We start from the raw sequence: 26,094 nt of genomic DNA on the forward strand, positions 1-26,094 counted from the left end.
AGCGTGTCGAAATCAGGCGGAGCTGCCGTCAGCCCTTCACGGCGCCGAGGGTCAGGCCGCGGACAATGTGACGTTGCAGCAGCAGCACCACCGCGAGCACGGGGAGCAGCGCCACGATGCCGACCACGGCGACCTCGCCCCAGCGCACGCCCTGCGCCGTGATGAGCTTCGGGATGGCCACGGGCAGCGTCTGGATGCGGTCGCCGCCGAGCATGAAAGCGAACAGGAACTCGTTCCACGCGAAGATGAAGCACAGCACCGCCGTCGCGACGATGCCGTTCCGCAGCAGCGGGAACACCACGCGCATGAAGATCTGAGGTCGCGACCAGCCTTCGAGCGCGGCGGCTTCCTCCAGCTCGACCGGCAGATCGCGGCAGAAGCTGCGCAGCACCCAGACGTAGAACGACAGGTTGAACGTCATGTAAGCGAGGGTCAGTCCCGCGAAGGTGTCGAGCAGGCCGACCTTCGTGAAGATCAGGTAGAACGGGATGACGAGGCACACCGGCGGCCCCATCCGGCTCGCCAGGATGAACAGGAACAGGTCGTCCTTGCCCTTCATCTCGAAGCGCGCGAAGGCGTAGGCGGCCGGCGTGCCGATCAACACCACGAGCAGCGTCGAGACCGTGCACAGCACGAACGACGTCAGCAGGTTCCAGGCGAAGCCTTCGGCGATGACGTAGTCGAAGTTCGCGAGCGTCGGCGTGAACAGGAACTCGGTCGGCCGCGCGAACATCACGTCCGCCGGCTTGACCATCATCGTCGCCATCCACAGCACCGGAAACAGCAGCACCAGCGCATAGAGCACGGCGACCGTCGTCCAGAGCAGGCTCGTCTTGTTCGCGTTCATGGTCGTTCCGTCTCTCAGAAGGCGTTCAGCTTCTTCTTGGCGATCTGGTAGAACACGTTGCAGAAGACGAAGAACGCCGCCCAGACCAGCACGGCGAGCGCGGACGCCTCGCCGATGTTCCAGAACTCGAAGGTCATCTTGTAGGCGAGCACGCTCGGAGACTGCGTGGCGACGCCCGGGCCGCCGCCGGTCAGGATGAAGATCGTGTCGAACACTTTGAACGCGTCGATCAGCCGGAGCAGGCCGATCACGGCCAGCAGCGGGACCATCATCGGCAGCGTGATCTTGAAGAACACGCGCAGGGTCGAGGCGCCGTCGACGGCCGCCGCGCGGTAGGGCCCGAGCGGCAGGGCCTGCAGCCCTGCGAAGAACGCCAGCATCATGAACGGCGACCACTGCCAGATGTCGACGAACATCAGCGCGTAGAGCGCGAGGTCGGGCGAGGCGAAGATCGACTGATCGCCGAGCCACCCGAACCGCTCCAGCAGATTGTACGAGATCAGGCCCCAGGAGCCAGCCAGCATGATCTTCCACAACAGGCCGACGACCACAGGCGCCATCATGGTCGGGATGAACAGCAGCGGCACCAGCACGGAGCGGCCGCGGACGCCCGAGTTGAGGATCAGCGCGCCGCCCAGCCCGATCATGAACTCGATCGGGACCGCGATCCCGACGAACAGCCCCGCAACCTTCAGCGAGTTCCAGAACTGCGGGTCCGCCAGCAGCTTCGCGTAGTTGTCGAAGCCGATGAAGTCGCCGACGCGGCCGTACTTGGCTTTATGGAAACTGAGGTAGATCGCGTAGACGAACGGAACCAGCGAGACCAGCACGAGCGTGATCATCGTCGGCGCGATCAGCAGGTAGGGGTACCAGACTCCCCGGCCGGAGCGCCGCTTTTCACGGGCCGGCGCGACGGCTGTGTCGGTGATCACGGACATGGCGAAGGTCCCGTTCGGGTCTCGGACCAAGGCCCCGGGCGACGCGCCCGGAGCCTCACGCGTGTCGCGTTCAGAGCGTGCACTTGTCGCCGCAGACCCGGACGAGCGCCTTCTGGCCCTCGGCGGCGCCTTGCTCCGGCGTCAGCCGGCCCATGCCGACCTGCTGCACGACCGTCGACAGCGCGTCCGACAGCTCGAGATACTTCGGCATGCGCGGCTTGGCCTCGGCGACGGACAGCGTGTCCTTCATGGCCTTGAACAGCGTGGGGTTGGCGGAGGCCTTCAGCACGGGAAGCTCCCACGAGCTCTCGCGGATCGGCACGCCGCCCTGGCCGGCGTTGAGCAGGGCTTCCTGCTGCTTCTTCTCAGTCAACCACTGGATGAAGAGGAACGTCGCTTCCGGATGCTTGCTGCTCGCGCCGATCGCGACCAGCGAGGGCTCGGCTTCGGCGGAAGCGAACTTCGGGTCGACGTCGGCCTTCACTGGGATGCCCGCGTAGACGAACTTGCCGGCGAAGGGCGAGGCGCCCGGCTTATCGACGCCGAGCACGAAGTCCGAGAACGCCATCGACTGCGCGGCGATGCCGTTGCCCATCACGGTCGGCACGTCGAGCAGCGAGTACTCGGCGGTTCCGGGAGGCGCGAACTTCCACAGGTCGGCGTACAGCTTGAGCGCGGCGACGGTGGCGGGGGTGTCGAAGTTCGGCTTGCCCGAGGCGTCGACGATGTCGCCGCCGTAGTTCTTGAGGATGTTGTTCACGAAGGAGAACAGCGAGGCCGAGCCCTTCACGCCGTCGAACACGACCCCGTAGAAGTCGCTGTCGAGCGGCTTGCCGGCCAGCGTCGCGCCCTTCTTGCGGGTGAAGAACTCGGCGATGTCGCGGAGCTGCTCGAGCGTCTTGGCGGGCGCGAGGTCGTAGCCGTACTTGGCCTTGAACGCGGTCTTCTCGCCCTCGTCGTTCAGGAGGTCGGCGCGCGCCCAGTAGACGTGGTTGTAGTTCCAGTTGACGAAGCCGTACTGCTTGCCGCCGAAGAAGGCGACGGTCTTGTAAGGCCGTTCGATCAGGTCCGCGGTCTCGAGGTTGGAGTTCGAGAGCTTCGTGTCGGCGACGAGGCCGTCGATCGGCAGCAGCGCCTCCGCCTCCAGCATCTGACCCATCTGGAAGCCATGCAGCATCACCGCGTCGAAATAGCCGCGGCCGGACAGCATGTCGGCCTGGCCGCGGTTGATGACCTCCATGTGGCCGAGCAGCTGGTAGTCGACCTTGATGCCGGTCTCCTGCTCGAACCCCGGAACCAGCTTCGCCAGCACCTCCTGCAGCGGCGTGACCTCGTCCAGCACGCGGATCGAGACGCCCTTGTAGGGCTTCGCCGCCTCCGCGTAGGAGAATTCCGCGGCGCGCGCGCTCGCACCGAGCCCCGCCGCCAGAAGGGCGGCCGAAGCCGCGGCCATGAACGTCCTGCTCGTCATCGTCCCAAGTCCCCCGTCGTCGCCGCGGCCTCTCGGGGCCGGGCGTGGTCGCGTGTGTCGTGTGTCATGCGGCCGAGGCCGGCAGCGAGCGGCCGGTCTCGGTGTCGAACAGCGCCAGCGCCTCGGGCGGGCAGATCAGCCCCGCCGCCTCGCCGATGCGCACCTGGGCGGCGGTTCGCGTCTTGATCTTGATCTGCGCGCCGCCCGCGACGCTGAAAGTGATGATCTCGTGCTTGCCGAACGGCTCGTGCGAGTAGATCTCGCCGCGCGCCGCCCCCGCCGCGTCCTCGGCGGCGAGGCTCAAGGCGCCGGCGCGCAGGCCGAGCGACACCCGCCGGCTCGTCGCCCGCGCCGCGTCGGCCGCGAGCCCGGCGGGAAGCGGCAGCCGAAGACCCTCGCGCGCGAAGACGAGCCCGTCGCCATCGCCCTCGAGCTCCCCGTTCAGCACGCTCATGGGCGGATCGCCGATCAGCCGCGCCACGGTCATGGTCGCCGGGCGCAGCCAGATGTCCTCCGGCGCGCCGATCTGCTCGATCCGGCCGCGGTCGATCACCGCCACCCGGTCGCCGACCGACAGCGCCTCCAACCCGTCCGGCGTGCTCCAGATCGACGGGCTGTCGCGGGTCATCAGCCGCTGGCGGATCGCGCCGCGGAGCTTGTGGCGCAGCTTGGCGTCGAGATGCGAGATCGGCTCGTCCAGGAGCAACGCGCGCGGCTGCTGGACGAGCGCGCGGGCGAGCGCGGCGCGCTGCTTCTGGCCGCCGGAGAGCGCGCCGGGAAGACGATCGGCCAGATGCGCGATCTCGAGCAGTCCGAGCGTCTCGTCGACGATCGCCCGGTGACGTTCGCGCGGGATGCCGCCGCCCGGCGCGCGCAGCGGGGAGAGCGCGTTGTCGCGCACCGAAAGATGCGGGTAGAGCGCGTAGGATTCGAACATGAAGGCGACGCGGCGCCTGCCCGGGGCTACGTCGTCCATCGGCTCGGACCCGAACCGCACCGACCCCTCATCGGGCGTTTCGAGGCCCGCGACGACGCGGCAGAGCGTGGTCTTGCCCGCGCCGGAGGGACCGGTGATCGCAAGCACCTCTCCCGGCCCGACCGACAGCGTGACGCCGTCGAGGGCGAGCGTGGCGCCGAAGCGTTTGCGGACGCCCGTGAGCGCGAGACCGGCGCGCGGCTGAAACGACGTCACGTGAGCGCCTCCACATTGCGCTCGCTCCCGCGCTCGAACAGGTGGACCCGGTCCGGCGCGACCGACACGGAGACGGCGTCGCCGGGCCGGAACGCCGCGGGGCCTGGAATCTCGACGAGGATCTGGACGTCGGGCGAGGCCCGTGGAGTCAGGATCAGGGAGTCGGCGTCGCCGCGGCATTCGCGGTAGCTGACGACGGCGTCGGCGCGGTCGCCGTCGGCGGGCGCGATGGCGAGATGCTCGGGCCGAATGCCGACGATGAGTTCGCCGTCGCCGCGCTCCGCGCGCGCCGCGCGGAGCGGCTCGACCGCGATCGCACGGCCGAACGCCTCCACATGAACCGCGCCTGCGCCGGCCGGGCGGCCGGCCAGCATGTTCATCGGCGGCTCCCCGATGAAGTTCGCCACGAACACGTTGGCGGGGCGCTCGTACATCGCGGCCGGCGTGTCGACCTGCTGCAGCACGCCGTGTCGCATCACGGCGATGCGGTCCGCCATCGCGGTCGCCTCGGTCTGGTCATGGGTGACGAGAATCGATGTGACCTGGCGCGTCTTCTGCAGCCGCTTGATTTCGGTGCGGAGCTGCACGCGCTGGTCGCCGTCGAGATGGGACAGCGGCTCGTCGAACAGGATGAGGCGCGGGTCGCGCACCAGCGCCCGGCCGATCGAGATGCGCTGCATCGCGCCGCCGGACAGGCCGGTCACGGGGCGATCCGCCAGCTCGACGAGGCCCAGAAGGTCGAGCGCGTCGTCCACGCGGGCGCGGGCCGTGGCGCGGTCGACGCCGCGGGCGGCGAGCGGAAAGGCGATGTTCTCCCGCACCGTCATGCGCGGATAGAGGCTGTAGTCCTCGAACACCATCGCGACGTTGCGCGCACCGGGCTCGAGCCGCGCGACCGGCTCGTCGTCGAAAAAGATCTCGCCCGCCGACAGGTCCTCGAGGCCGGCCGCCATCTTCAACGTCGAACTCTTGCCGCAGCCGGAGGGGCCGAGCAGCGCGATCATTTCGCCGTCGCCGCAGACGAGGTTCAGGTCCGCGACGGCCGGCGCCTCGACGCCCGCATATCGCTTGGACACAGCCTCGAACCGGACCACGGTCATCAGTGTACGTCCTATTTTGTTTCGGGGCCGCCCTGGCAGACGCGCCCTGCGGATCAGCCGTCGTGCTCGCTTGGCGTCGTCCGTCGGGGTGCTGGCAATCAAATTGCATGCCAGATGGTGAGTTCCTTGGACCCGTTCTGAAATCCCGAGACGCCGTCCGGCGCTGCGTGACGGCGGCGGGTCGATCTGCCCTCCGACGCCGCACCGGCGCCTCAACCGAAGGCAATCGTCATGGTACTGACGATTTTAACGTCGCAGAGCCGCGCGCCGCGGAACGAGACCCGAAGCGCCTCCGGTCAACGAGGCTTTGGAGTGCGCGGTTTACGCCGCGAAGCTGCGGGACTGCGCGCTGGGCGTCGGCGCGTGGGGGATCAGCCTGAGACGGGCGAGCGGCTGATGGCGTTGTTGCTCTCGACGAGCAGAGCCAGATCGTCGAGGAAACCCTCGCGCCGGGCCTCCGGGAGCGCGGCGAGCGTGCGCTCGTGGGCGCGCGCCGCGCCCTGCTCGACGCGCTTGAGCACGGAGCGACCAAGGTCCGTCAACACCGCGAGCTTCTTGCGGCCGTCGTCCGGCGACAGCCGCCGGCGCACGAAGCGGCGGCGCTCCAGCCGCGCGATCACCTCGGCGACGTTGGTGCGGTCAACGCCGACCGCGCGCGACAGGGCGACCTGTTCGACCTGCCCCATCTGGTCGAGCGCGGTCAGCACGCTGTACTGCACCGGCGTCAGCCCTTCCGACGCGCATTCCTCCAGGAACAGCGCGACATGGATCTGGTGCAGGCGGCGGATCAGGAAGCCCGGCCGCGACTGCAGCGGCCGCAGGCGCCAATCGCCCGGCGCGTCGTCGCCTGTCGTGGCGCTCGTGTCCGCTGATGTCACCTTGGTTCGCCCCTTCGCGCAGGTCCGCCGCGACCTCGCCACGCCACGATACGGCGATCAAGCCTGCAATCGGCGCGCCAGCGCCGTTCCGTTTTAACCACACCGGACCAAACGCCATGACCGCACGTGATATCGCCACCTTCGACATCGTCGTCTGCGGCGGCGGCGCGGCCGGGTGCGTCGTCGCGGGACGGCTCGCGGCCCATCCCGAGCTTCGGGTGCTCGTGCTGGAAGCCGGCGGCTGGGGCGACGTCCCCGAGGTTCGCGACCCGACGATCTGGATGCGAAACATCGGTTCGGAGCGCGATTGGGCCTTCGCCTCGGAGCCCTGCCCCGGCCTGAACGGTCGCCGCGCCGCCCTGCCGATGGGCCGGGCGCTCGGCGGGGGATCGGCCGTCAACGGCCTCGTCTGGGCGCGCGGCCACAAGGCGGACTTCGATCTCTGGGAGGCGGAGAGCGGCGACGCCGGCTGGGGCTACGCCGCGGCGATCGACCTCTACAGGCGGATCGAGAGCTGGGACGGGCCGCCTTCCCCCCTGCGCGGCGTCGCCGGGCCGATGGCGATCACCTTGCCGAAGGATCCCGTGCCGGTGGTCGGCGCACTGCTGGAGGCGACCTCGGCGCTCGGGGTGCCGCAGGTCGCGGACCACAACGCGGAGGCGATGGCCGGCGACGGCTGCTGCGCGGTGGCGAACGTCAACGTGGCGAAGGACGGAACGAGGGTCTCGACCGCCGCGGCCTATCTCGCGCCGCGCCTCGACCAGCCGAACCTCACGGTCCTGACCGGCGCGACGGTCCGCCGGGTGGTGATCGAGGGCAAGCGCGCCGTCGGCGTCGAGTTCGAGCTCGACGGCGAGATCCGGGTCGTCCGCGCGGACCGCGAAGTGGTGCTGTCACTCGGCGGCGTGAACACGCCGAAAACCCTCATGCTGTCGGGCGTCGGCGACGAGCGCGAGCTGAAGCGCCACGGGATCGACGTGGTCCAGCACCTGCCCGGCGTCGGCCAGAACTTCCAGGACCATATCCTGGTGGCGGGCTGCGTCTTCGAGTACCGCACACCGGAGCCGCCGCGAAACAACTCGGCGGAGTTCACCTTCTTCTGCAAGAGCGACGCGGCCCTCCCCTCGCCCGACCTCCAGCCGATGCTGGAGGAGACCGCCTTCGGGTCCGAGATCACCCGGCCGGCCTACGACCTGCCGGTCGATCCCTCGCTCGCCTTCACGCTCGCGCCCGGCCTGATCCGTCCGAAGAGCCGCGGCCATCTGGAGCTGACGGGCCCGCGGCCCGAGGACCCGGTGCGGATCCACGCCAATTTCCTGAGCGAGGAGGCGGACGTGCGCGCGCTCATGATCGCGCTCGAGCTCTGCCGCGAGATTGGAAACTCGGAGGCCCTGCGTCCCTTCGTGAAGCGCGAGCTGATGCCCGGCGTCCTGCCCGACGCCGCCCGGCTCGACTTTCTCCGCAACGCCGCCGGAACCTACTTCCACGAGACCTGCACCGCCAAGATGGGCCGCGACGCGCTGTCGGTCGTGGACGGTTCGCTCAAGGTCTACGGGATCGAGGGCCTTCGCGTGGCGGACGGCTCGATCATGCCGGCGATCGCGGGCGGCAACACGCTCGCCCCTTGCGTGCTCATCGGCGAACGCGCCGCTGACCTGATCGGCGCCGATGGCGCGCGATAAGCGCTGCGTTTGCGAACGCCCTCGCCTATATGGGATCAAGCGGCCGCCGCTCAGGCGCCCCCGCAGGTGATCCCCGGAGCAATGCGCTTTGACCGTCAAGGATAAGAACGCCGCGCGTTACCGCGAGGCGATGTCGCGGGTGGCGATGCCGGTGCATGTGGTGACGACGGACGGCCCCGGCGGACGGCACGGCGCGACGGCGACGGCTGTCGCGAGCGTCACGGACTCGCCGCCGACCCTGCTCGTCTGCCTGAACCGCGCCAGCACGATCCACACCCGCGTCACGGAGAACGCCGTGCTGGCCGTCAACGTGCTGTCCGGCGATCAGGAGGCGGTGGCGCGCGCCTTCGCTCGGTCGTCCGGCGGCCGCGAGGACGATCGCTTCGCCACAGGCGAGTGGCGCGTCCTGGCGACCGGCGCGCCGACGCTGATCGACGCCGTGGCCGTGTTCGACGGCCGGGTGATCGAGGCGCGCGAGATCGGCAGCCACACGATCCTGATCGTGGAGCTCGACGCCGTCGACGCCTCCGACGACCATCGCGACGGACTGCTCTACCACCGCCGCGGCTATCGCCGCGACGAGGCCGCCGTGACGGCTACGCCGGCCGCGTGATCCGGGGCCTCCCGTCCGCGCGTTTGCGTGGAGATCTGGCTACTTAGTCCGAGATCGTCTTGGTTCGGCGGACCGCGCCACGCCATCCGACGAGCTTTCTGGTGCGCCTCGCGGGGTCCATCTGCGGCTCGAAGCGGCGGTCCAGGCGCCACGCGGCGGCGAAGTCCTGGGGCTCCGGGCAGACGCCCGCCGCGAGACCGGCGAGGTAGGCGGCCCCCAGCGCCGTCGTCTCCGGCGCGATCGGCCGGTCCACCGGCGCGTCCAGCACGTCGGCGAGGAACTGCAGGGTCCAGTCGCTCGCCGCCATGCCGCCGTCCACCCGCAACACCGTTCGCACGCCGGCCGCCTCCGGCCAGTCCGCCTGCATCGCCTCCAGCAGATCGCGCGTCTGGTAGCCGACGCATTCCAGCGCCGCGCGGGCGATCTCCGCCCGGCCTGCCCCGCGGGTCAGTCCGAACAGGGCGCCGCGCGCCTCCGCGTCCCAGTGCGGCGCGCCGAGGCCCACGAAGGCGGGCACGAGATAGACGTCCTGGTCGGGATCCGCGGCTTCGGCGAGCGCCTGCGTTTCGGAGGCTTCGCGCACGAGGCCGAGCCCGTCGCGCAACCATTGCACCGCCGCGCCCGCCACGAAGATCGCGCCTTCGAGGGCGTAGGTGCGGACGCCGCCGAGCTGGTACGCGACGGTCGTCAGCAGCCTGTTGCGCGACATGACCGGACGTTCGCCGACGTTCAGCAGCGCGAAGGCGCCGGTGCCGTAGGTCGCCTTCGCCATGCCCGGTTCAAAGCACGCTTGGCCGACGATGGCCGCCTGCTGGTCGCCCGCGACGCCCAGGATGCGGATCGACCCGCCGAAGACGTCCGGGGACGTGGCGCCAAACTCTCCCGCGCAGTCGAAGACCTCCGGCAGCATCGCGCGCGGCACGTCGAACAGCCGGCAGAGATCCTCGTCGAACCGCCCTACGTGAATGTCGTAGAGCGAGGTGCGGCAGGCGTTGGTCGCGTCGGTCGCATGCGCGCCGCCTCCGGTGAGGCGCCAGATCAGGTAGCTGTCGACCGTTCCGAACAGAAGCTCGCCGGCCTCCGCCCGAGCCCGCGCGCCGTCCACGCGGTCGAGCAGCCAGCCGATCTTGGCGGCCGAGAAGTACGGGTCGAGCAGCAGCCCCGTCTTGGCCGCGACGTCGCGCCCGGCGCCCTCAGCCTCGAGCCGCGCGCAGATCTCGGCGGTGCGACGGTCCTGCCAGACGATCGCGTTGTGGATCGCCCGGCCCGTGGCGCGCTCCCACACCACCACGGTCTCGCGCTGGTTGGCGATCCCAAGGCCCGCCACATCCGCCGCGTGGAGGCCCGCGCGCGCCAGCGCCTCCGAGACGGTCGCGACCGTGGTCGCCCAAAGATCCTCGGGGTCATGCTCGACCCAGCCCGGCCGCGGATAGATCTGCCGGAACTCGCGCTGCGCCGAGGCCACCGGCGCGAGGCCGGCGTCGAACACAATCGCCCGCGTCGACGTCGTGCCCTGATCGATCGCGAGAAGATGCGTGCTCATGCCGGGTCCTCCTCCGACAAGGTGTCCATGAACGCGGCGAGCCGCTCCGTCTGCGGTGCGCTGAACCGCAGGCCGAGCTTGGTCCGCCGCCAGAGCACGTCCTCGGCGGTGCGCGCCCATTCCGCCGCAAAGAGATGACGCGCCTCGCGTTCGGTGAGCCCCGCGCCGAAGTCTTCGCCCAGGTCGTCGATCGCCGCCGCGCCTGCGAAAATCTCGTGGGCCCGGACGCCATAGAGCCGCACGAGACGCTGCGCCGTCGTCGGCGCGAAGAACGGGCAGGCGCGCGTAAGATCGTCGACGAGCGTCGCCATATTTCGCCCACCAAAGTCGCCGCCGGGAAGCGGGACGGCGGCGGTCCACGCCGGCGCGGTCAGCTCGAGCGGCCCGGCGAGCCGGGCGAGCGCCGCCTCGGCCAGCTTGCGGTAGGTCGTCAGCTTGCCGCCGATCACCGTCAGCAAGGGCGGGCTCCCCTCGCCGGCGTCGAGGTCCAGCGCGTAGTCCCGGCTCGCCGTCTGGGCGGCGTCCCGGCCGTCGTCGTGCAGCGGTCGGACGCCCGCGAAGCTCCACACCACGTCGGCGGGCTGCACGGGCGTCGCGAAGTACGCGCTGACGGCGTCGCAGAGGTAACGGACCTCCTCCGCGGTCGGGACGGCCGCGGCGGGATCGCCGTCGTGATCGCAATCGGTCGTGCCGATCAGCGTGAAGTCCTGTTCGTAGGGGATCGCGAACACCACGCGGCCGTCGCGATGCTGGAAGATGAACGCCCGGTCGCCTGCGAACAGCCGGCGGGTGACGATGTGCGAGCCGCGCACGAGCCGCACCCGAGGTTGGTCGCCCCCGCGATCCGCCCGGCCATCGCGGCGACCCAGGGGTCTGCCGCGTTGATCAGCGCGCGCGCCGCGATCTCCCGCCGGCCGGCCCGATCCTGCAGCGTCAGTCGCCAGAGACCTTCGCCTGGCGCCGCCGCGACGACTTCGGTGCGGGGCGCGATCGTCGCGCCGCGCGCCCGGGCGTCGACCGCGTTCAGGACGACGAGACGGCTGTCGTCGACCCAGCAGTCCACGTATTCGAGCGCGCGGCGGAAGCTCGGCTTCAGCGCGGCGCCCTCGGGCGTGCGGGCGAGATCGAGCGTGCGCGACGCCGGGAGCGTCGTCCGGCCTCCGAGCCGATCGTACAGGAACAGACCGAAGCGGAGCAGCGGCCAGGGCCGCAGGCCGGGATGATGCGGGAGGACGAAGCTCATCGGCCGGACGAGGTGGGGCGCGAGGCCGAGCAGAACCTCGCGCTCGGCGAGCGCCTCGCGCACGAGCCGGACCTGGAAGGTCTCGAGGTAGCGCAGGCCGCCATGGACGAGCTTGGTCGACGCCGACGAGGTCGCGCCGCCGAGATCGCCCGCTTCGCTCAGATGCACGCGAAGGCCGCGGCCGGCCGCGTCGCGGGCGAGGCCGCAGCCGTTGATCCCGCCGCCGACGATCGCGAGGTCGAAGACGCCGGCCGCCGGGATCACTGGGCCGCTTCGCTCTGGACCTCGTCGCGCAACCCGGTCTCGACCACCCGCACCTCATGGCGCCGGCACAATTCGGCGAGCTCTTCGCTGTCCAGGCGATCCGTCACGAACGTGTCCACCTGCGACAGGCGACCGACCCGGATCGGCGCGCTGCGGGCGAGCTTCGACCGGTCCGCCACCAGCACGATCTCGCGAGCGTTCTCCATGATCGCCTGGCTGACCATCACCTCGCGGTAGTCGTAGTCGAGAAGCGCGCCCTCCTCGTCGATCGCGGACACGCCGATGACGGCGTAGTCGACCTTGAACTGCTTGATGAAATCGACGGCGGGGCCGCCCACGATGCCCGCGTCGGAGCGGCGGACCGGCCCCCCCGCGACGATCACGTCGACCCCGGGATGGCGATAGAGCAGGGTCGCGACGTTCAGGTTGTTGGTGATGACGAGCAGCTCTTCATGGCGGCCGAGCGCCCGGGCGACCTCTTCCGTCGTCGTTCCGATGTTGATGAACAGCGACGAACCGTTCGGAATGATCCGCGCGGCGGCCTCGCCGATCGCCCTCTTCTCGTCCTGCGCGATGAAGCGGCGAGCGTCGTAACCGACGTTCTCGACCCCGGACGCGATCGTCGCGCCGCCATGGACGCGCGACAGCATCCGGCGCTCGCAGAGCTCGTTCAGATCCTTCCGGATGGTCTGCGGCGTGACGGAGAAGCGCGCGGCAAGATCCTCCACCACCACGCGCCCCACCGACCGCGCGAGCGCCACGATCTCGTGCTGCCGCCCATTGAGCTGCTCCATGCGCTTCCTCCGTCTTGTTCCAACGGTTTCAGCGAACATCGCATGGACGGGCGCCGCGCGAACGACCTCCTTAAGATTAAGACGCGGGCGGTTGCACCGTATGAAATTGCCCTCGCTGATTGAAGGATTTTGGATCATACGCAAAGGTGCGGATCGACAGTCGGCTTAAGACTGCATTAAGCAATCGACCACCGTTGGTATTGCGACAGCGCGCTGCGTTAGGGCCAAGAGTGTCTTCAAGCTTGCACTTTCGCATTAGGGGCGTCATCGCTGAGGCGATCGTCGCCGGTTGGCTCGTGCCCGGCGACGTCCTGTTCGAGGCGATCGTGGCGGAGGCCTTGCTGACGAGCCGTACGCCGGTCCGGACCGCGCTCGAACTGCTGCGCGAGGAGGGTCGGCTCGTGAAGCTGCTCGGCCGCGGCTACGGGGTGGCCGGCGGCGACGGCGCGTCGCCCAAGCGCCTGCGCCGCATCGATCGCGAGGCCTTCGTCGCGCTTCCCTCGGCGTCCGAATTCGGCGGACGCGCGCCCGCCGCCTGGTCGCGGATCTACGCCGAAGTGGAGGCCGAAGTCGGCGGCGGCGCCATCTTCGGCCCATTGCGGATCATCGAGCTCGAGATTGCGAAGATCTATGGCGTCTCGCGAACCGTCGCCCGCGACGTGCTTTCGCGGATCGAGCGCGTGGGGCTGATCTACAAGGATGAGCGCAACTTCTGGCGCGTCACGCCGCTCACCGCCGAGCGCGCTTCCGACCTCTATGAACTCCGTCGCGCGCTTGAGCCGGTCGCGCTGCGCCGCGCCATCGAAGGCGGTCGCTACCACGCCGCGCGGGACATGCGCGATCGCCTTGCGACGGCCTACAGCCGGCTTCCCTATGTCACCCCGCTCGAAATCTGCGCGTTCGAACGCGAGCTGCACATCGACCTGATCTCGCTGTGCGACAACCCCGAGATCATCCAGGCCCTTCGCGTCGGCCAACTGCAACTGGCGGCGAACCGCCAGCTCTTCGCGAAGATGCCCCACGGGTTCCGGCAGATCCTTTCCGAGCATCTGGCCGTCGCCGACCGGCTCGCGGACGACGACGTCGACGGCGCGGCCGAGGCGTTGCGGCATCACCTGTGCGAAGCGAAGGTCGCCTACATCGAGCATGTCACTGAGATCGCCGCGCTGACGCCGGCGACGCTGCCGCCTTATCTCCAGTTCGACCCCGACGACGGCCTTCCCTACAGAGGGTATCGCCGCACCCACCTGAGCGAGATCGACGCAGTGCGGCCTTTCCGCCACGCCTGAGATCTCTTCGCGGCGAAAGGGTGTTCGACCGACAGTTTCACGCCATACTTGCCGCCGAGATCAGGATGTCGCCCATGCGGCTTCCGACGCCCTCCCCCGGAGCTTTCTGAGATGCACATTCGTTCGTCCGCGAGCCTGCTCGCACTAGCGCTCGCGACCGTCGCCGCGCCCGCCTTCGCGGCCGATCTCGCAGTTGACGGCGTCGCGATCGCCCCCACCGTGGTGGACGAGAGCGGCTGGCGCGTGACGCTCAAGGCCACCGGCGTGTTCCAGCCCAAGTTCGAGGGCGTCGACAAGTACGGCGTGTCCGGCACACCGGGCTTGAGCATCCGCCGTCCCGGCCAGCCCTGGAAGTTCGGCGCTCCGGACGATGGCTTCGGCTTTGCCCTCTACGACAGCGAATTCTTCCAGTTCGGCCCCGTCGGCCGCGTGCGGTCCGAGCGCAACTCGAGCGAGGTCAACAAGCTCCGCGGCCTCCATGACGTCGATTGGGGGATCGAGCCGGGCGTGTTCCTCGAAGTCTACCCGACCCATAACATTCGCGTTCGCGGCGAGCTCCGCTACGGCGTGACCGGCCATGACGGCTTCGTCGGCGATATCGCCGCGGACTGGATCGAGCGTCGGGGTCCGTGGACCCTCTCGGTCGGCCCCCGCCTCGCCCTCGGCGACTCGGATTTCATGAACGAGTACTTCGGCGTCACGAACCGCGACTCGGTTCGCACCGGCCTGTCGCGCTACAACGCCAAGGGCGGCGTCAAGTCGGTCGGCGTTGCGGGCGCCGCGACCTACGACTGGACGCCGAACTGGAGCACGACCGTGTTCGGCGGCTACAACCGCCTCGTCTCCGACGCCGCCGACAGCCCGATCGTGAAGCGGGCCGGCTCCAAGGATCAGTTCACCGTCGGTCTCGGCGTGGCGTACTCCTTCGACGTCAACTGGTGACGTAAGCCGGCCGGTCGGTCGGAGAGGCTGCTGAAGGCGCGCTTCTCGAAGCGCGCCTTTTTCGTTTTGCCGAGGCCGGCCTGGCGATGCCGGCGGACAATGGCTGCGCAGGGGGCCGCGTCGTCTCGCGCCCTTCAGGGGCGGCCGTGCCGCCGCCCGCACCGCCTGGATTCCGAGTTTCACGGGTTTCACGTCAGGTGAATACGCCGGCGCCTCGCGCTCCGCGTCCCCCGGGCCTGTCACGGGACCCATCAGCCCGGCAGTTGGGGCTGTTCTCAACCGGCGGACTGATCGGTTCCGGCGCTGCGGCCGGAATGACGGCGTTGGTCAGCACGTTGGCGACACCCGAGGGAGCTTGAGTCCAGGCCGCCCGCCTCGGCGGGGCCCCGCGGCTGAGATCGACGTGGTCGCAAGCGCGCCGGCGACCGGAACCGCAGATGTCGCGTCTTCGCGCACGAGGCCGTGATCGACCCAACGGCCCGGTTCGCAAGCCAATCCTTTACATACATTCATGTATGAATAATAGTCGCGACAGGCAGGAGCGACATGCGCAAGACCAAGGCGGACGCGGAGCGGACGCGCGACCAGATCCTTGATGCGGCGGAGATGACCTTCTTCGAGCGTGGGGTCGCACGTTCGTCTCTCGACGACATCGCGCGCGCCGCCGGCGTCACCCGGGGCGCGGTCTATTGGCACTTCGCCAATAAGGTCGAGCTGTTCCTCGCCATGCAGGACCGCGCGTGGCTGCCGCAGGAGGACCTCTGCGAACAGCTCGCCGACACGCCGGACCGCGACCCGCTGGCGACCGTCGCCGACGTCGTCTGCGACATGTTCCGCCGGATCGCGACGGACGAAAGCCAGAAGCGGGTGCTCGCGATCCTGCTCCTGCGCTGCGAGTACACCGACGAGATGGCGGAAGCTCTCCGGCGCCGGAAAGAAGCCGACTGTTCGCTGGACGCGCGGTTCGGCGCCCTGTTCGCGGCCGCCGGCGGTCGCGGGCTGCTGCACCCGGCCTTCACGCCGGCGCTGGCGCAAGGCGCGTTCCGGGCGCTGGTGTTCGGCGTGTTTCGCCGCTGGCTGGAGGCGCCCGAAGAGATGGACCTGACGGCCCAGGGCTGCGCCATGGTGCAGGCGTTCATCCGGGTTCTGGGCGAAGCCTCCAGCTCGAAGGCGGCGAGCGCCTGACGAATTGCGGCCGCCGGATGGTTCCGGCGGCCGCTTCCTCGCTCCATCGATCTCCGGTCCTCGACCCGCCGGAGTCCGGTGGGGACCCGAGCTGCGGGCGACGACCCAGCGTCCCCACGCGTCGCCCGCAGCTCACCCTCCCCTATCGCACAACGCTTGCGCGTCGCCATACGGGGGTCTTCCGCCGTCGCGCCAACGTCATGGAAATCGTGCACCACCTCGCCCGTGGCGAACGCCGAGGCGGCCTGCTCCGAACGTCAGGACGGGCCGCCTCACCTATCGCCTCGAACCAGCGATCAGACGGAGCGGCATACAGCCCAAGCCGCTAGGCCCGGCGCGCGCGCCGGCGACGCCGCGAACGCAGGCCATCCCACGCGCAAGGTTGCTAAACACCAGTCCTGAGAGAATGTTGGTACCACCACCTGGGCTCGAACCAGGGACCTCTAGATCCACAATCTAGCGCTCTAACCAACTGAGCTATGGCGGCACCGGGCCTTTTCGGCGCGGCGGAACCTAGGCGAATCCGGACGCGCAGGCAAGCGGCGGCGGCGCATTTCCGACATGGGCTCCGCGCCCTTTGCGACGGAGCCGTTTGGCGCGGGCGCCGCCTCTTCGACAGACCGGCTCACGAACGAAAACGCCCGGGCCTTGGGAGGCCCGGGCGCGGTAGTAAGCGACGTTCGCCTGTCAGCGGGGCGTCAGCGGGTCGGGGCGAACTTGAGACCCTTGGCCGCAACGTCCTGGAACGGCTTGGCGCTATCGGCCGCCGCGCGCTGCGCGAGCGCCGAAAGCTCCTTGGCCTGCGATCCGATGACGTCGAACTGCCTGCGGGCGTAGGAGGCCTGAAGCTCGACCGCTTCGCTCAGCGACTTGGCGGCGACGAGCGACGACAGGAAGTCGAAATGCGCGTTCACATTGCTGCGCGTCGCTTCGACCGACTTCTTGCCGAGCTCCTTGTAGTTCTTGGACAGCGTGGCGTAGACGTCCTCAAGCGCGTCCGTCGCCTCTTCCGAAGCGCTCTTCAGACGGCTGTAGTTCTGCTTGGCCTGCTGCACGCCCTTCTCGGCCAGATCGCGCACCTGCGCGGGGGTCTCGAAGGTCTTGTTCGCCGCCGCAGCGACGTCGTCGATCACGTCATCCGCCTTGGCGGCGGCGGCCTTGGGAGAGGTTACCATAGTCGTAGTCCTCAGCTCGTGCGGCGGAATCCGTCAACACGAAAGCCGCGCGATCCGCCGTGCCGCGCCGACCCGCAACCCGTCGAACGACAGGTCTTGTGTGCAGCGCAACATAAGCGGGCGATGGTGACGCATCAACCCCTTCGCCGGCCGTAAACCGTTATTTTGTTTCCGGACGACGCCCTGAGAACTGTCCCTTTTCGTTTATCTGCTTCGTAAGTGTTTCGACTTGCGATTTTGCGAACTCTGTCTGGATCGCCACCATCTCGTGGAGGTCGCGCGCGCGCACGAGTTTTTGCGCATATGCGAAGGTGGCCGCGATGTTCGCTTCGGCGTAGGCGACCGCGGAGGCGTTCGCCTGGCGCGCCCGCTCGCCGACCTCTTCCTGCTGGCTTTCCAACGCCGTCGAGGCCTTCTGGGCGGCGTCCATGAAGCTGTCGAACGCCTTGCGGGCCTGCTCGACGCTCTTCTCCGCAAAATCGCGCATTTCGTTCGGTATCTCGAACTTGGGGTTCGCGTCGTTCGCCATCGGTCGCTCCTTGAGTTGGCGCTTGATCCCGAAGCCCTCGACGCGCGACGCCTCGTCGCGGACGAGCCCTCGCCTCCGTGGTAGCAGCGGCCCCAGAGCCGCGCAAACGTCCATTCGGCGAGCCGCGTTAACCCTCCCGCCCGATGCCGTTGGACTAGGGGCTAGGGCGGATGGACGGCGTTCCGCCCGATCGATATTTAAGTGTTTGTTAACGCACGCCGCCGCGCTCCCGTCGGGCCGGCGCGCCGGAGTGGCCCCAATGACCGAGAACGCCCCCCTCGACGCGATCGCAGCCGACCCTCGGCTGGCGTCGCTCGACGGCGTCCTTGGTCCAGTCATGGCGCTGCGCGCCGACGGGGCGCTCGTCTGGGCGAACAAGGCGGCCCGCGCGCTGGAGCCTGCGGCGCGTTTCGATCCATCCACCATGCGGGCGGCGGCGGCCGCCGCGCGCGGCGGGCTCGCCCGGCTGCGGGTCGGCGCCGCAGGGGCGTTCGCCCCCCAGCTGTTCAAGGCGCAGTCGGTCGTGGTCGCAGGCGAGCCGCTCGTGGTGCTGGCCTCGCCCGAGGTCGCGCTCGCGGCGCTTGACGCATCGTCTGAGCCCGCGGTCGCCGCCCTTCATGAGCCGACCGCCGCGCCGACGCTGGCGGACGGCGCCGTCTTGAGGCCCGACGCTTCCCACGCCGTCGATGACGCCGACGCGCCGGCGGCGGAACCCTCCGCGGACACCCCGGAGAACGAAAAGGCCTCCACTTCGGAGCAGGCGCCCGCCGCTCCCCTCGCCGACCCCGCGGCGCTTCGTTTCGTGTTCGAGATCGACGCCGACGGCCGCATCGCCTTCGTCTCGCCGGACCTCGCCGACGTGGTCGGCGCGCCCGGGCGCGACCTCGTCGGGCGGGGCTGGACCGAGGCGTCGGAGACGCTCGGGCTCGACCCGGACGACGCCGTCGCGCGCGCGCTGTCGCAGCGAAGCGGCTGGAACGGGTTGGTGGTCTCCTGGCCGATCGAGGGCGGCCGCCGCCTGCCCCTTACGCTCTCGGCGCTGCCGATGTTCGACCGCGGCCGCACCTTCATCGGCTTCCGCGGCCTCGGGCTCGCCGTCGCCGAACCCGCGTCCGAGGTTCCGGCCGAGGAGATCGACGCCTTGGCGCCGGAGGCCGACGTCGCGCCGGACGTCCACATGGCGGCGGACGCCGAAGCCGAGCCTGAGCCTGAGGCGGAGGCGGAGATGTCGTTCGCCCTGCCCGACCCCGGGCCCGCGTTGGAACTGCGCGAGCCCGGGGCGCGGCGGGAGCCGCCGGCGATCTTCGCCGCGGCGCCGCCGCCGCCCTTCCCCGCGAACGTGGTGCATCTCCGCGAGACATCAGCCCCGCGCGCCGTGCTGACCCCGATCGAGGAAAACGCGTTCGACGAGATCGCCCGGCGGCTGCGGGGTCTTGGCGGGGCGGACGGACCCGCGGCGGCCCGCGCGGTCTGGGAGGACATCGCCGCCGATGCGGAGATGTCGCTCGGCTCCGACGCGCCGCCGCTCCCGTCGGCGCCTGCGAGCCCCGCCTCCGCCGACGACTTCGCCCGGATGCTGGACCGCCTTCCTCTCGGAGCGATCGTGCTGTCGGGCGGACGCATCGCCTACGCGAACAAGGCCGCGCTCGACCTGACCGGCGACGGCGACCTCGCGAGCCTCGCCGCCCGCCCGCCCGAGCGGCTGTTCGCGGAGGCCGCCGACCCCGCCGAAAGCGCCCCGTCGACCTTGCGGCTGCTCACGGCGGACGGCTCGGCGGTCGAGGTCGAAGCGACCCTCGCCGCGATCGCCTGGAACGAGACGGCCTCGACGCTCGTGGCTCTTCGGCGGCCGAGCCTTGGCATGGAGGCGGCCCGGCGGCGCGAGCAGGAGCTCGCGGCGATCCTCGACACCGCGACCGACGGCGTGCTGACGCTCGATTCCGCCGGTCGGATCCTCTCCATGAACCGCAGCGCCGAGGCGCTGCTCGGCTACGAATCCCGCGAGATCGTCGGCAGCCTGTTCTCGCTGGCGCTTGCGCCGGAAAGCCGCCGGACGGCGTTCGAGTATCTCGACAGCCTCCGCGACAACGCCGTCGCCTCGCTGCTGAACGACGGTCGCGAGGTTCTGGGACTTGTGCGCCAGGGCGGCGCCGTGCCGCTCTACCTCACTCTCGGCCGCATCGGCCAGGACGAGGACGCGCGCTTCTGCGCCGTTCTGCGCGACGTCACGCACTGGAAGCGGGCGGAGGAGGAGCTGATCGCCGCCAAGCGCCAGGCGGAGCGCGCCAACGCGCAGAAATCGGACTTCCTCGCCAAGATCAGCCACGAGATCCGCACCCCGCTCAACGCCATCGTCGGCTTCGCCGAGGTGATGATGGAGGAGCGCTTCGGGGCGATCGGCAACGAGCGCTACAAGGACTACCTCAAGGACATCCACCTCTCCGGCCGCCACCTCGTCAGCCTGGTCAACGACCTGCTGGACCTCGCCAAGATCGAGGCCGGCAAGCTCGAGCTCGAGTTCCAGGAGGTCGATCTCAACGAAATCGCGGCCGAAGCGGTGGCGCAGCTTCAGCCGGAGGCGAACCGCGGGCGGATCATCATCCGCACATCGCTCGCCCGCAGCCTGCCGCCGGTGCGCGCCGATCTGCGCTCCGCCCGCCAGATCGTGCTCAACCTCGCCATGAACGCGGTGAAGCTGACGCCCGGCGGCGGCCAGGTGATCGTCGCGACAGCGATCAACGACCTCGGGGAGCCAGTGGTGCGGGTCCGCGACGCGGGCGCCGGCATGTCGAAGAAGGAGCTGGCGCTGGCGTTGGAGCCGTTCCGCCCGCTGACGACCTCCGGTCCGGAAGGCGCGGGCGTCGGGCTACCACTCACGAAGGCGCTGGTCGAAGCCAACAACGCCAAGTTCGCCATGCAGAGCACGGTCGGCGCCGGCACGCTGATCGAAGTGACGTTCCAGGCCTTCGCCAAGGCGCGCCGGTGAGGCGGCAGCGGTAACGTCCAACAGACGCGCCTCTCCTCCTCCAAAAACGCCGGGTCCGCCCGAGCTGATTTAACGACAATCCGAACGATTCCGCGTGGGACGGCGTCCGGGCTCGAATCCACGTTGACGGCGGCGCGCTGAGTCCCTACTTAAAATCGCGAGCAAGACCAATAGTTTAGATGAATTCCAAACTGTAATCTTCCTGCAATCCGCCCTCGGGACTCGACGGACGCCTCATGATCGTCTGCTCCTGCAACGTGCTGAGCGACACGCAGATTCGGACGACCATCGGCGACGAGACCGCGAATCCGCGGACGCCGGGTCAGGTCTACCGTTGTCTCGGCTGCAGCCCCCAGTGCGGCCGCTGCGCGCGCACCATCAAAGCCATGCTCGACGACATCAAGGGCCTGAAGGCGCCGGAACCGTCGGCGTGCGGCGCGTGCCCGGCGGCGTGCCCCGCGGTGACTCACGGCCATGGCGAGGTCGTCGATTTCATCGGCGACGTGGTCGGCGTCGCGACCATCGAGCGCGCGCGCCGCTGAGCCATTTTTCTCCGTTTAGGCGTCAAATCGCGCATGCAAGGGCGCTTGCACGGCTCTGCGCCGTAGTTTAGAACTCCTCCAATATTCGGACGGGCGGCTCTGCCGCGGAGGAGGACGCCATGAAGGGCGACGCAAAGGTCATCGACTATCTCAATCGCGGGCTTCGGTCCGAGATGACGGCGATCAACCAGTACTGGCTGCACTACCGCCTGCTGGACGATTGGGGCTACGCCGCGCTCGCCAAGAAGTGGCGCGCCGAGTCGATCGAGGAGATGCAGCACGCGGACAAGTTCGTCACGCGCATCATCTTCCTCGAGGGCTTCCCCAACATGCAGGTCCTCGATCCGCTGCGGATCGGCCAGACCGTCAAGGAAGTTCTGGAGTGCGACCTCGCCGCCGAGAACGAGGCCCGTGCGTTGTACCGCGAAGCCGCGCTCTACTGTCAGCAGGTGGGCGATCTCCCGAGCAAGAACCTGTTCGAGGAGTTGATGGGCGACGAGGAAGGTCACATCGACTTCCTCGAGACGCAGCTCGACCTCGTCGCCAAACTCGGCGAGCAGCTTTACGCCCAGCACCACATCGGCGAACTCGAAGACTGAGTGCGGCGACGCCGAGGAGTTGATCAAAGGGCTCCGCCGTGGCGGGGCCCTTTTTCGTTCGGGGCCGTGCCGATCCATCGCCTTGCCAAGCGTCGGCCTCGCGCCGGACCTGCGTGAGGAGCGTCCATCGCTCCCCTCCTCGCCCATGCGGTCCGTGCGCCCGCGTTACGCGCGCGCGGTCGCGACGCTCTTCACCAGCGCATGCACCACACGCCCCGGCGCGAGCTTCAGCTCGTCGGCGGAGCGCCGGGTGATCTCGGCCTTGAGCACCGCGCCGCCGACGTCGACGGATGCGAGCACATAGGGTCCGCCGGTCCGCTTCAGCGTGCGCACCACGCCCGGCAGGACGTTGCGGGTCGAAATCCGCCCCGGCGAATCAAGCGCGAGCGCGACGTCCCGAGCGAGCAGGCGGAGCCGCACCGCCTCGCCGACCGATCCCAGCAGCCCCGGGACCCAGACGAGATGCGCGCCGAGCGCCACGCCCGTCAGCTCGTAGGCCTCGTCGAGCTGCGCGATGCGGGCGTCGACCGTGACGCCTTCGGCGAAGCGGTCTCCGGCGGTCGCGAGCCCGGCCTGCGCGATCGCCGCCTCCACTCCGCCCTCGGCGACGACGACGCCCGCCTCCAGCACCACGAGCCTGTCGGCGAGGCGGCGCGCCTCCTCCAGCGCATGGGTGACGTAGAGAACGGGCAACGCCGTCGCGCGCGTCAGAGCTTCGAGGAACGGCAGAACTTCCGCCTTGCGCTCGGCGTCGAGCGCGGCCAGCGGCTCATCGAACAGCAACGCGCGGGGGCCGGACAGCAACGCGCGGCCGATCGCGATCCGCTGGCGCTCGCCGCCGGAGAGCGAGCGTGGGCGGCGGTCGAGCAGATGGCCGACGCCCAGCGTCTCCACCACCTCGTCGAAGGCCGGCGCCGCGGCCTCGCGCCGCCGCTTGCGGCCGAACAGAAGGTTGGAGCGCACAGAGAGATGCGGGAACAGCCGGCTTTCCTGGAACACCACGCCGATCCGGCGCTTGGCGGCAGCGAGGTTCACCCGGGCCGACGAGTCGAACAAAGCCTCGCCGCCGAGCGCAATGCGGCCGGCGTCGGGGCGCGTCAGCCCCGCCACCGCCGCCACGACGGTCGACTTGCCCGCGCCGGAGCGGCCCAGCACGGCCGTCACGCCCGCAGGCGCCGAAAACTCCACGTCGAGCATGAAGGCGCCGACCGTCCGGCGGATGTCGACCTCGAGCGTCATCCGACGATCCGTGCTGAAAGCCGGCGGGCGAACAGCTCGGACAGGATCAGCGCGCCGAGCGACAGCGCAATCGCGACCAGCACCAAGCGCCCCGCCGCGGCGTCGCCGCCGGGAGTCTGGGTCAGGGTGTAGATCGCGGCCGGCAGGGTGCGGGTCTCGCCGGGGATGTTGGAGACGAAGGTGATGGTGGCCCCGAACTCGCCGAGCGCCTTGGCGAAGGCGAGCACGCCGCCCGCCAGCACGCCCGGCAGGCTGAGCGGCAGGGTGACCGCGAAGAACGCCCCGATGCGGCTCGCGCCGAGCGTCTCCGCCGCCGCCTCCAGCCGCCGGTCGACCGCCTCGATCGAGAGCCGGATCGCCCGCACCATCAGCGGAAAGCCCATGATGCCGGCCGCGAGCGCAGCCCCCGTCCAGCGGAACGAGAACACCAGCCCGCAGCAGCTTTCGAGCGCGGGGCCGAGGATCCCGCGGCGGCCGAAGGCGATCAGCAGGAGGTAGCCGGTGACGACCGGCGGCAGCACCAGCGGCAGGTGGACGAGCCCGTCGAGCAGGATCTTGCCGGGAAAACGGCCGCGCGCGAGCGCGACCGCAACCAGCACCGCTAACGGCAGGGTCGCGAGCGTACCGACCGAGGCGACGAGCAGGCTCAGGCGGATGGCGTCGGCGTCGCCGGTCTCAAGCCCCAGCGCGTGCTCGATCCCCTCCAGCGACTCAGCTCCCCGAAACGGGCGGCAGCACCGCGAAACCGGCGGTCTCGAAGGCCGAGCGGGCGGGCGCCGCGGTGAGGCGCTTCAGCAGGGCGTCCGCGTTGCCGCTCTTCGAATCCTTGAGCTTGGCGACGGGGTAGACGATCGGCGGGTGGCTGTCGGCGGGGAAGGTCCCGACGATCTTGACCTTCGGATCGGCCGCGGCGTCGGTTTTGTAGACGACGCCGAGCGGCGCCTCGCCGCGGGAGACCAGAGCCAGCGCCGCGCGCACGCTCTCGGCGCCCGCGACCTTGGCCGACACGCCGTCCCAGGCGCCGAGCTTCTCAAGCGCGGCTTTGCCGTACTTGCCGGCGGGAACGGAGGCGACCTCGCCCATGGCGAGACGGCCGTCGCCGAGAACGGCGGCGAGATCGACGCCGGGCTTGAGGTCCACGTCGCCCTTCGACCAGTCGCTCGCAGCCACCAGCACGAGGCGGTTGCCCAGCAGGTTCTGGCGCGTGTCGGCGACGATCAGATCCTTCTTGGCGACGTAGTCCATCCAGTCGAGGTCGGCGGAGATGAACAGGTCGGCGGGCGCGCCCTGCTCGATCTGCTTGGCGAGCGCGGAGGACGCGGCGTAGCTCACCTTGACTTCGACGCCGGTCTCCTTGGTCCAGTCCGCGCCGATCTTGTCGAGCGCGTTCTTAAGCGAGGCGGCGGCGAACACAATGACGGGCGCCTTGGCCTCGTCGGCGAAGGCGAGGCCTGCGGGCGCGGCGATGAGGGCGACGGCGAGCGCGAGGCGCCCAAGGACGGTGCGGCGGAACATGTGCGGTCTCCACGCCGCAGCGCTTTGGGCCACGGCGTCACGATCGGTGGGGACGCGAATCGGCGCCCTCTCCATCGGGAGGGCTGAAGACCCGCGCGGAAACCGCCGTCAGCGGCGGATGCGTCGTGCGCGAAAATGCCTGAGGGAGGCCGGCGGAGCAAGCGGGGACGACGAGACCGGGGCGAGACAGGCGCGCGCCCAGACGGGTGCATCTTCGGAGGGTACACACGCTTGCATTTTTGTATCGTCAGGCGATACAATCAAAAGTGTGCGCCGAGGCCCGCAATGATTGTCTCGTTCCGCGACAGGAAAACGGAAGCCGCGTTCGACGGACGGGCTCCGAAGGGCTTTCCGCCCCCAATACTGCGCGTCGCACGTCGGAAGCTCGAAATGCTCCACGCGGCGGTCAGCTTGAACGACCTACGGTCACCGCCGGGAAATCGGCTCGAGCCGCTGGTGGGCGATCGCGCAGGTCAGCACTCGATCCGTGTCAACGACCAGTGGCGTCTGCTTCGTGTGGACCGCCGCCGGCGCAGAGAACGTCGAAATTGCGGATTACCACTGACGGCCCCAGGCCAGGCGAGACGGAGGCGCTCGATGACGCGCACGAACGACGACATGGACGAAGCCGAGGCTCTGCCGCCGATGCACCCCGGCGAGGTGCTGAGGGAGGAGTTCCTCATTCCGTTCGCAGTCTCGGCCGGCAAGGTCGCCCGGGCCTGCGGCGTTCCGCGGACGCGAATCGAACGGGTCGCGAAGGAGGAACTGGGGATCACCCCCGACACCGCCGTCCGGCTCGGGCTCTATTTCGGCACCAGCACGGAGTTCTGGCTCAATCTTCAGGCTCGCTACGACGCACAGACGGCAGCGGCCACGCGCGAGGCGTTGGCGAAGGCGATCGAACCGATCCATCGGGCGGCATGAGCGACACGCCCCCGCCGGCATCCGGCGCGGGCGTGTCGAAGAGTTTAGATGATCAGGCCGCGCGCTTCGGAGCGGCCGCCGGGATCTCGCGCGTCGGCAGGGCGACGGCGCCGGTCGCGCGGACGAGGCCGGCGGCGTCGGCGAGCGCGCCGGGGACGAGTTCGAGGCCGAGGAAACGCGCGCGCTCGACCGGGCCGGGCATGGTGAGGCCCTCGACCGTGCCGGCGTCGAAGCCGAACCGGGCGTAATAGGGCGCGTCGCCGACGAGGATCACGGCCTGATGGCCGAGCGCCGCCGCGCGGGCCAGGCCCTCGCGCATCAACGCGGCGCCGACGCCGCTTTCGCGCACGTCCGCCTCGACCGCGAGCGGCCCGAGCATCAGCGCGGCGCGGCCGCCCGCGGCCACGTGCCAGAAGCGCAGCGTGCCCACCAGGCGCCCGCCGATCTCGGCCTTGAGCGCAAGGCCGCGGGCGGCCAGACGGCCGGCGCGCAGGCGCTCGCAGGTCTTGGCGAAGCGGGCGGAACCGAACGCGCGGTCGAGCAGCGCCTCGCGGGCCCCGGCGTCGGCCGGGGCCTCGTCACGAATGACGGCCATGAAACCCTC

General features: G+C 69.8%; 23 protein-coding genes, 1 tRNA gene and 2 pseudogenes. 10 read left to right on the forward strand and 16 right to left on the reverse strand.

Annotated features, from left to right (window positions below; translation table 11 throughout):
• Positions 1 to 28 precede the first annotated feature (28 nt).
• The 6 genes from K244_RS0111890 to K244_RS0111915 form a co-directional block, all read right to left on the reverse strand.
• Positions 29 to 847, reverse strand: a complete 819-nt coding sequence (locus tag K244_RS0111890; RefSeq protein WP_020186495.1) for a carbohydrate ABC transporter permease — start codon at positions 845 to 847, stop codon at positions 29 to 31.
• A 14-nt stretch (positions 848 to 861) separates the two neighbouring features.
• Entirely contained in the window at positions 862 to 1,785 is a 924-nt protein-coding gene (locus tag K244_RS0111895; RefSeq protein WP_020186496.1) for a sugar ABC transporter permease, read from the reverse strand.
• Between the two features lie 70 nt (positions 1,786 to 1,855).
• On the reverse strand, positions 1,856 to 3,256 hold the full coding sequence (locus K244_RS0111900) for an extracellular solute-binding protein (RefSeq protein ID WP_024816469.1): 1,401 nt from the start codon (positions 3,254 to 3,256) through the stop codon (positions 1,856 to 1,858).
• A 64-nt stretch (positions 3,257 to 3,320) separates the two neighbouring features.
• Entirely contained in the window at positions 3,321 to 4,448 is a 1,128-nt protein-coding gene (locus K244_RS0111905; RefSeq protein WP_020186498.1) for an ABC transporter ATP-binding protein, read from the reverse strand.
• Positions 4,445 to 5,548 carry an ABC transporter ATP-binding protein gene (locus K244_RS0111910; RefSeq protein WP_020186499.1) on the reverse strand — a complete coding sequence of 368 codons (1,104 nt, stop codon included), beginning with the start codon at positions 5,546 to 5,548 and terminating at the stop codon, positions 4,445 to 4,447. Before K244_RS0111910 ends, K244_RS0111905 begins: the two co-directional genes overlap by 4 nt.
• Before the next feature lie 371 nt (positions 5,549 to 5,919).
• Entirely contained in the window at positions 5,920 to 6,426 is a 507-nt protein-coding gene (locus tag K244_RS0111915) for a MarR family winged helix-turn-helix transcriptional regulator (protein ID WP_020186500.1), read from the reverse strand.
• A 116-nt stretch (positions 6,427 to 6,542) separates the two neighbouring features.
• On the opposite strand from K244_RS0111915, the gene K244_RS0111920 reads away from it, so the two are divergent.
• Positions 6,543 to 8,108 carry a GMC family oxidoreductase N-terminal domain-containing protein gene (locus K244_RS0111920; protein WP_020186501.1) on the forward strand — a complete coding sequence of 522 codons (1,566 nt, stop codon included), beginning with the start codon at positions 6,543 to 6,545 and terminating at the stop codon, positions 8,106 to 8,108.
• Positions 8,109 to 8,196: 88 nt separating this feature from the next.
• A complete protein-coding gene (locus tag K244_RS0111925; protein ID WP_020186502.1) occupies positions 8,197 to 8,721 on the forward strand; it encodes a flavin reductase in 525 nt (174 codons plus the stop codon).
• A gap of 43 nt (positions 8,722 to 8,764) precedes the next feature.
• Here K244_RS0111925 and glpK read toward each other — a convergent pair whose 3' ends face one another.
• The 3 genes and pseudogenes from glpK to K244_RS0111940 all read right to left on the reverse strand — a co-directional run bounded on the left by glpK (position 8,765) and on the right by K244_RS0111940 (position 12,565).
• Positions 8,765 to 10,264, reverse strand: coding sequence for a glycerol kinase GlpK (glpK, locus tag K244_RS0111930; RefSeq protein ID WP_020186503.1), 1,500 nt, complete (start codon positions 10,262 to 10,264; stop codon positions 8,765 to 8,767).
• Positions 10,261 to 11,771: pseudogene (gene glpD, locus K244_RS21905) on the reverse strand (glycerol-3-phosphate dehydrogenase). The gene glpK and the pseudogene glpD overlap by 4 nt, the downstream one beginning before the upstream one ends.
• Entirely contained in the window at positions 11,768 to 12,565 is a 798-nt protein-coding gene (locus tag K244_RS0111940) for a DeoR/GlpR family DNA-binding transcription regulator (RefSeq protein ID WP_020186504.1), read from the reverse strand. Before K244_RS0111940 ends, glpD begins: the two are co-directional and overlap by 4 nt.
• Positions 12,566 to 12,807: 242 nt before the next feature.
• Between K244_RS0111940 and K244_RS0111945 the strand changes: the two genes are divergently transcribed.
• From K244_RS0111945 to K244_RS0111955, 3 genes are all read left to right on the forward strand, one after another.
• Positions 12,808 to 13,854: a GntR family transcriptional regulator gene (locus tag K244_RS0111945; protein ID WP_020186505.1), complete on the forward strand. Its 1,047-nt coding sequence runs from the start codon at positions 12,808 to 12,810 to the stop codon at positions 13,852 to 13,854.
• Positions 13,855 to 13,965: 111 nt separating this feature from the next.
• Entirely contained in the window at positions 13,966 to 14,796 is an 831-nt protein-coding gene (locus K244_RS0111950) for a MipA/OmpV family protein (RefSeq protein WP_020186506.1), read from the forward strand.
• A 546-nt stretch (positions 14,797 to 15,342) separates the two neighbouring features.
• Positions 15,343 to 15,981: a TetR family transcriptional regulator gene (locus K244_RS0111955; RefSeq protein WP_020186507.1), complete on the forward strand. Its 639-nt coding sequence runs from the start codon at positions 15,343 to 15,345 to the stop codon at positions 15,979 to 15,981.
• A 410-nt stretch (positions 15,982 to 16,391) separates the two neighbouring features.
• Here the strand turns inward: K244_RS0111955 and K244_RS0111960 are convergent.
• From K244_RS0111960 to K244_RS0111970, 3 genes are all read right to left on the reverse strand, one after another.
• A tRNA-His gene (locus K244_RS0111960) sits at positions 16,392 to 16,468 on the reverse strand.
• A 211-nt stretch (positions 16,469 to 16,679) separates the two neighbouring features.
• Complete coding sequence (locus tag K244_RS0111965; protein WP_020186508.1) at positions 16,680 to 17,156, reverse strand: phasin; 477 nt, start codon at positions 17,154 to 17,156, stop codon at positions 16,680 to 16,682.
• 160 nt (positions 17,157 to 17,316) lie between these two features.
• Entirely contained in the window at positions 17,317 to 17,685 is a 369-nt protein-coding gene (locus tag K244_RS0111970) for a phasin family protein (protein WP_020186509.1), read from the reverse strand.
• Positions 17,686 to 17,944: 259 nt separating this feature from the next.
• Between K244_RS0111970 and K244_RS0111975 the strand changes: the two genes are divergently transcribed.
• From K244_RS0111975 to bfr, 3 genes are all read left to right on the forward strand, one after another.
• Positions 17,945 to 20,671 carry a PAS domain S-box protein gene (locus K244_RS0111975; protein ID WP_020186510.1) on the forward strand — a complete coding sequence of 909 codons (2,727 nt, stop codon included), beginning with the start codon at positions 17,945 to 17,947 and terminating at the stop codon, positions 20,669 to 20,671.
• Between the two features lie 236 nt (positions 20,672 to 20,907).
• Positions 20,908 to 21,213 carry a (2Fe-2S)-binding protein gene (locus K244_RS0111980; protein ID WP_020186511.1) on the forward strand — a complete coding sequence of 102 codons (306 nt, stop codon included), beginning with the start codon at positions 20,908 to 20,910 and terminating at the stop codon, positions 21,211 to 21,213.
• A 119-nt stretch (positions 21,214 to 21,332) separates the two neighbouring features.
• Positions 21,333 to 21,812, forward strand: coding sequence for a bacterioferritin (bfr, locus tag K244_RS0111985; RefSeq protein ID WP_020186512.1), 480 nt, complete (start codon positions 21,333 to 21,335; stop codon positions 21,810 to 21,812).
• A 165-nt stretch (positions 21,813 to 21,977) separates the two neighbouring features.
• Here bfr and modC read toward each other — a convergent pair whose 3' ends face one another.
• Genes modC through modA form a run of 3 tightly spaced genes read right to left on the reverse strand, consistent with a single transcriptional unit; the run spans position 21,978 to position 24,566 of the window.
• The gene (gene modC / locus K244_RS0111990) at positions 21,978 to 23,051 is read right to left on the reverse strand and encodes a molybdenum ABC transporter ATP-binding protein (RefSeq protein ID WP_020186513.1); all 1,074 of its coding nucleotides are present in this window, start codon (positions 23,049 to 23,051) and stop codon (positions 21,978 to 21,980) included.
• On the reverse strand, positions 23,048 to 23,737 hold the full coding sequence (modB, locus tag K244_RS0111995) for a molybdate ABC transporter permease subunit (protein ID WP_036305723.1): 690 nt from the start codon (positions 23,735 to 23,737) through the stop codon (positions 23,048 to 23,050). Before modB ends, modC begins: the two co-directional genes overlap by 4 nt.
• Before the next feature lie 25 nt (positions 23,738 to 23,762).
• Entirely contained in the window at positions 23,763 to 24,566 is an 804-nt protein-coding gene (gene modA / locus K244_RS0112000; protein WP_020186515.1) for a molybdate ABC transporter substrate-binding protein, read from the reverse strand.
• Between the two features lie 285 nt (positions 24,567 to 24,851).
• Here modA and K244_RS23150 point away from each other — a divergent pair.
• Positions 24,852 to 25,131 (forward strand): annotated as a pseudogene (locus K244_RS23150) (type II toxin-antitoxin system RelE/ParE family toxin).
• Between the two features lie 32 nt (positions 25,132 to 25,163).
• Complete coding sequence (locus tag K244_RS0112005) at positions 25,164 to 25,490, forward strand: HigA family addiction module antitoxin (RefSeq protein ID WP_020186516.1); 327 nt, start codon at positions 25,164 to 25,166, stop codon at positions 25,488 to 25,490.
• Between the two features lie 52 nt (positions 25,491 to 25,542).
• On the opposite strand, the gene K244_RS0112010 is transcribed toward K244_RS0112005, so the two are convergent.
• Entirely contained in the window at positions 25,543 to 26,085 is a 543-nt protein-coding gene (locus tag K244_RS0112010) for an N-acetyltransferase (protein ID WP_020186517.1), read from the reverse strand.
• Positions 26,086 to 26,094 lie beyond the last annotated feature (9 nt).

Origin of the sequence: Methylopila sp. 73B, assembly GCF_000526315.1 — a bacterium.
Taxonomy (GTDB): domain Bacteria; phylum Pseudomonadota; class Alphaproteobacteria; order Rhizobiales; family Methylopilaceae; genus Methylopila.

What these genes read in the sequence shown, in the direction of transcription:
- K244_RS0111890 (WP_020186495.1), bottom strand. Translation starts at nt 847, where the DNA reads ATGAACGCGAACAAGACGAGCCTGCTCTGGACGACGGTCGCCGTGCTC.
- K244_RS0111895 (WP_020186496.1), bottom strand. Translation starts at nt 1,785, where the DNA reads ATGTCCGTGATCACCGACACAGCCGTCGCGCCGGCCCGTGAAAAGCGG.
- K244_RS0111900 (WP_024816469.1), bottom strand. Translation starts at nt 3,256, where the DNA reads ATGACGAGCAGGACGTTCATGGCCGCGGCTTCGGCCGCCCTTCTGGCG.
- K244_RS0111910 (WP_020186499.1), bottom strand. Translation starts at nt 5,548, where the DNA reads ATGACCGTGGTCCGGTTCGAGGCTGTGTCCAAGCGATATGCGGGCGTC.
- K244_RS0111920 (WP_020186501.1), top strand. Translation starts at nt 6,543, where the DNA reads ATGACCGCACGTGATATCGCCACCTTCGACATCGTCGTCTGCGGCGGC.
- glpK (WP_020186503.1), bottom strand. Translation starts at nt 10,264, where the DNA reads ATGAGCACGCATCTTCTCGCGATCGATCAGGGCACGACGTCGACGCGG.
- K244_RS0111940 (WP_020186504.1), bottom strand. Translation starts at nt 12,565, where the DNA reads ATGGAGCAGCTCAATGGGCGGCAGCACGAGATCGTGGCGCTCGCGCGG.
- K244_RS0111950 (WP_020186506.1), top strand. Translation starts at nt 13,966, where the DNA reads ATGCACATTCGTTCGTCCGCGAGCCTGCTCGCACTAGCGCTCGCGACC.
- K244_RS0111955 (WP_020186507.1), top strand. Translation starts at nt 15,343, where the DNA reads ATGCGCAAGACCAAGGCGGACGCGGAGCGGACGCGCGACCAGATCCTT.
- K244_RS0111965 (WP_020186508.1), bottom strand. Translation starts at nt 17,156, where the DNA reads ATGGTAACCTCTCCCAAGGCCGCCGCCGCCAAGGCGGATGACGTGATC.
- K244_RS0111970 (WP_020186509.1), bottom strand. Translation starts at nt 17,685, where the DNA reads ATGGCGAACGACGCGAACCCCAAGTTCGAGATACCGAACGAAATGCGC.
- K244_RS0111975 (WP_020186510.1), top strand. Translation starts at nt 17,945, where the DNA reads ATGACCGAGAACGCCCCCCTCGACGCGATCGCAGCCGACCCTCGGCTG.
- K244_RS0111980 (WP_020186511.1), top strand. Translation starts at nt 20,908, where the DNA reads ATGATCGTCTGCTCCTGCAACGTGCTGAGCGACACGCAGATTCGGACG.
- bfr (WP_020186512.1), top strand. Translation starts at nt 21,333, where the DNA reads ATGAAGGGCGACGCAAAGGTCATCGACTATCTCAATCGCGGGCTTCGG.
- modC (WP_020186513.1), bottom strand. Translation starts at nt 23,051, where the DNA reads ATGACGCTCGAGGTCGACATCCGCCGGACGGTCGGCGCCTTCATGCTC.
- modA (WP_020186515.1), bottom strand. Translation starts at nt 24,566, where the DNA reads ATGTTCCGCCGCACCGTCCTTGGGCGCCTCGCGCTCGCCGTCGCCCTC.
- K244_RS0112005 (WP_020186516.1), top strand. Translation starts at nt 25,164, where the DNA reads ATGACGCGCACGAACGACGACATGGACGAAGCCGAGGCTCTGCCGCCG.
- K244_RS0112010 (WP_020186517.1), bottom strand. Translation starts at nt 26,085, where the DNA reads ATGGCCGTCATTCGTGACGAGGCCCCGGCCGACGCCGGGGCCCGCGAG.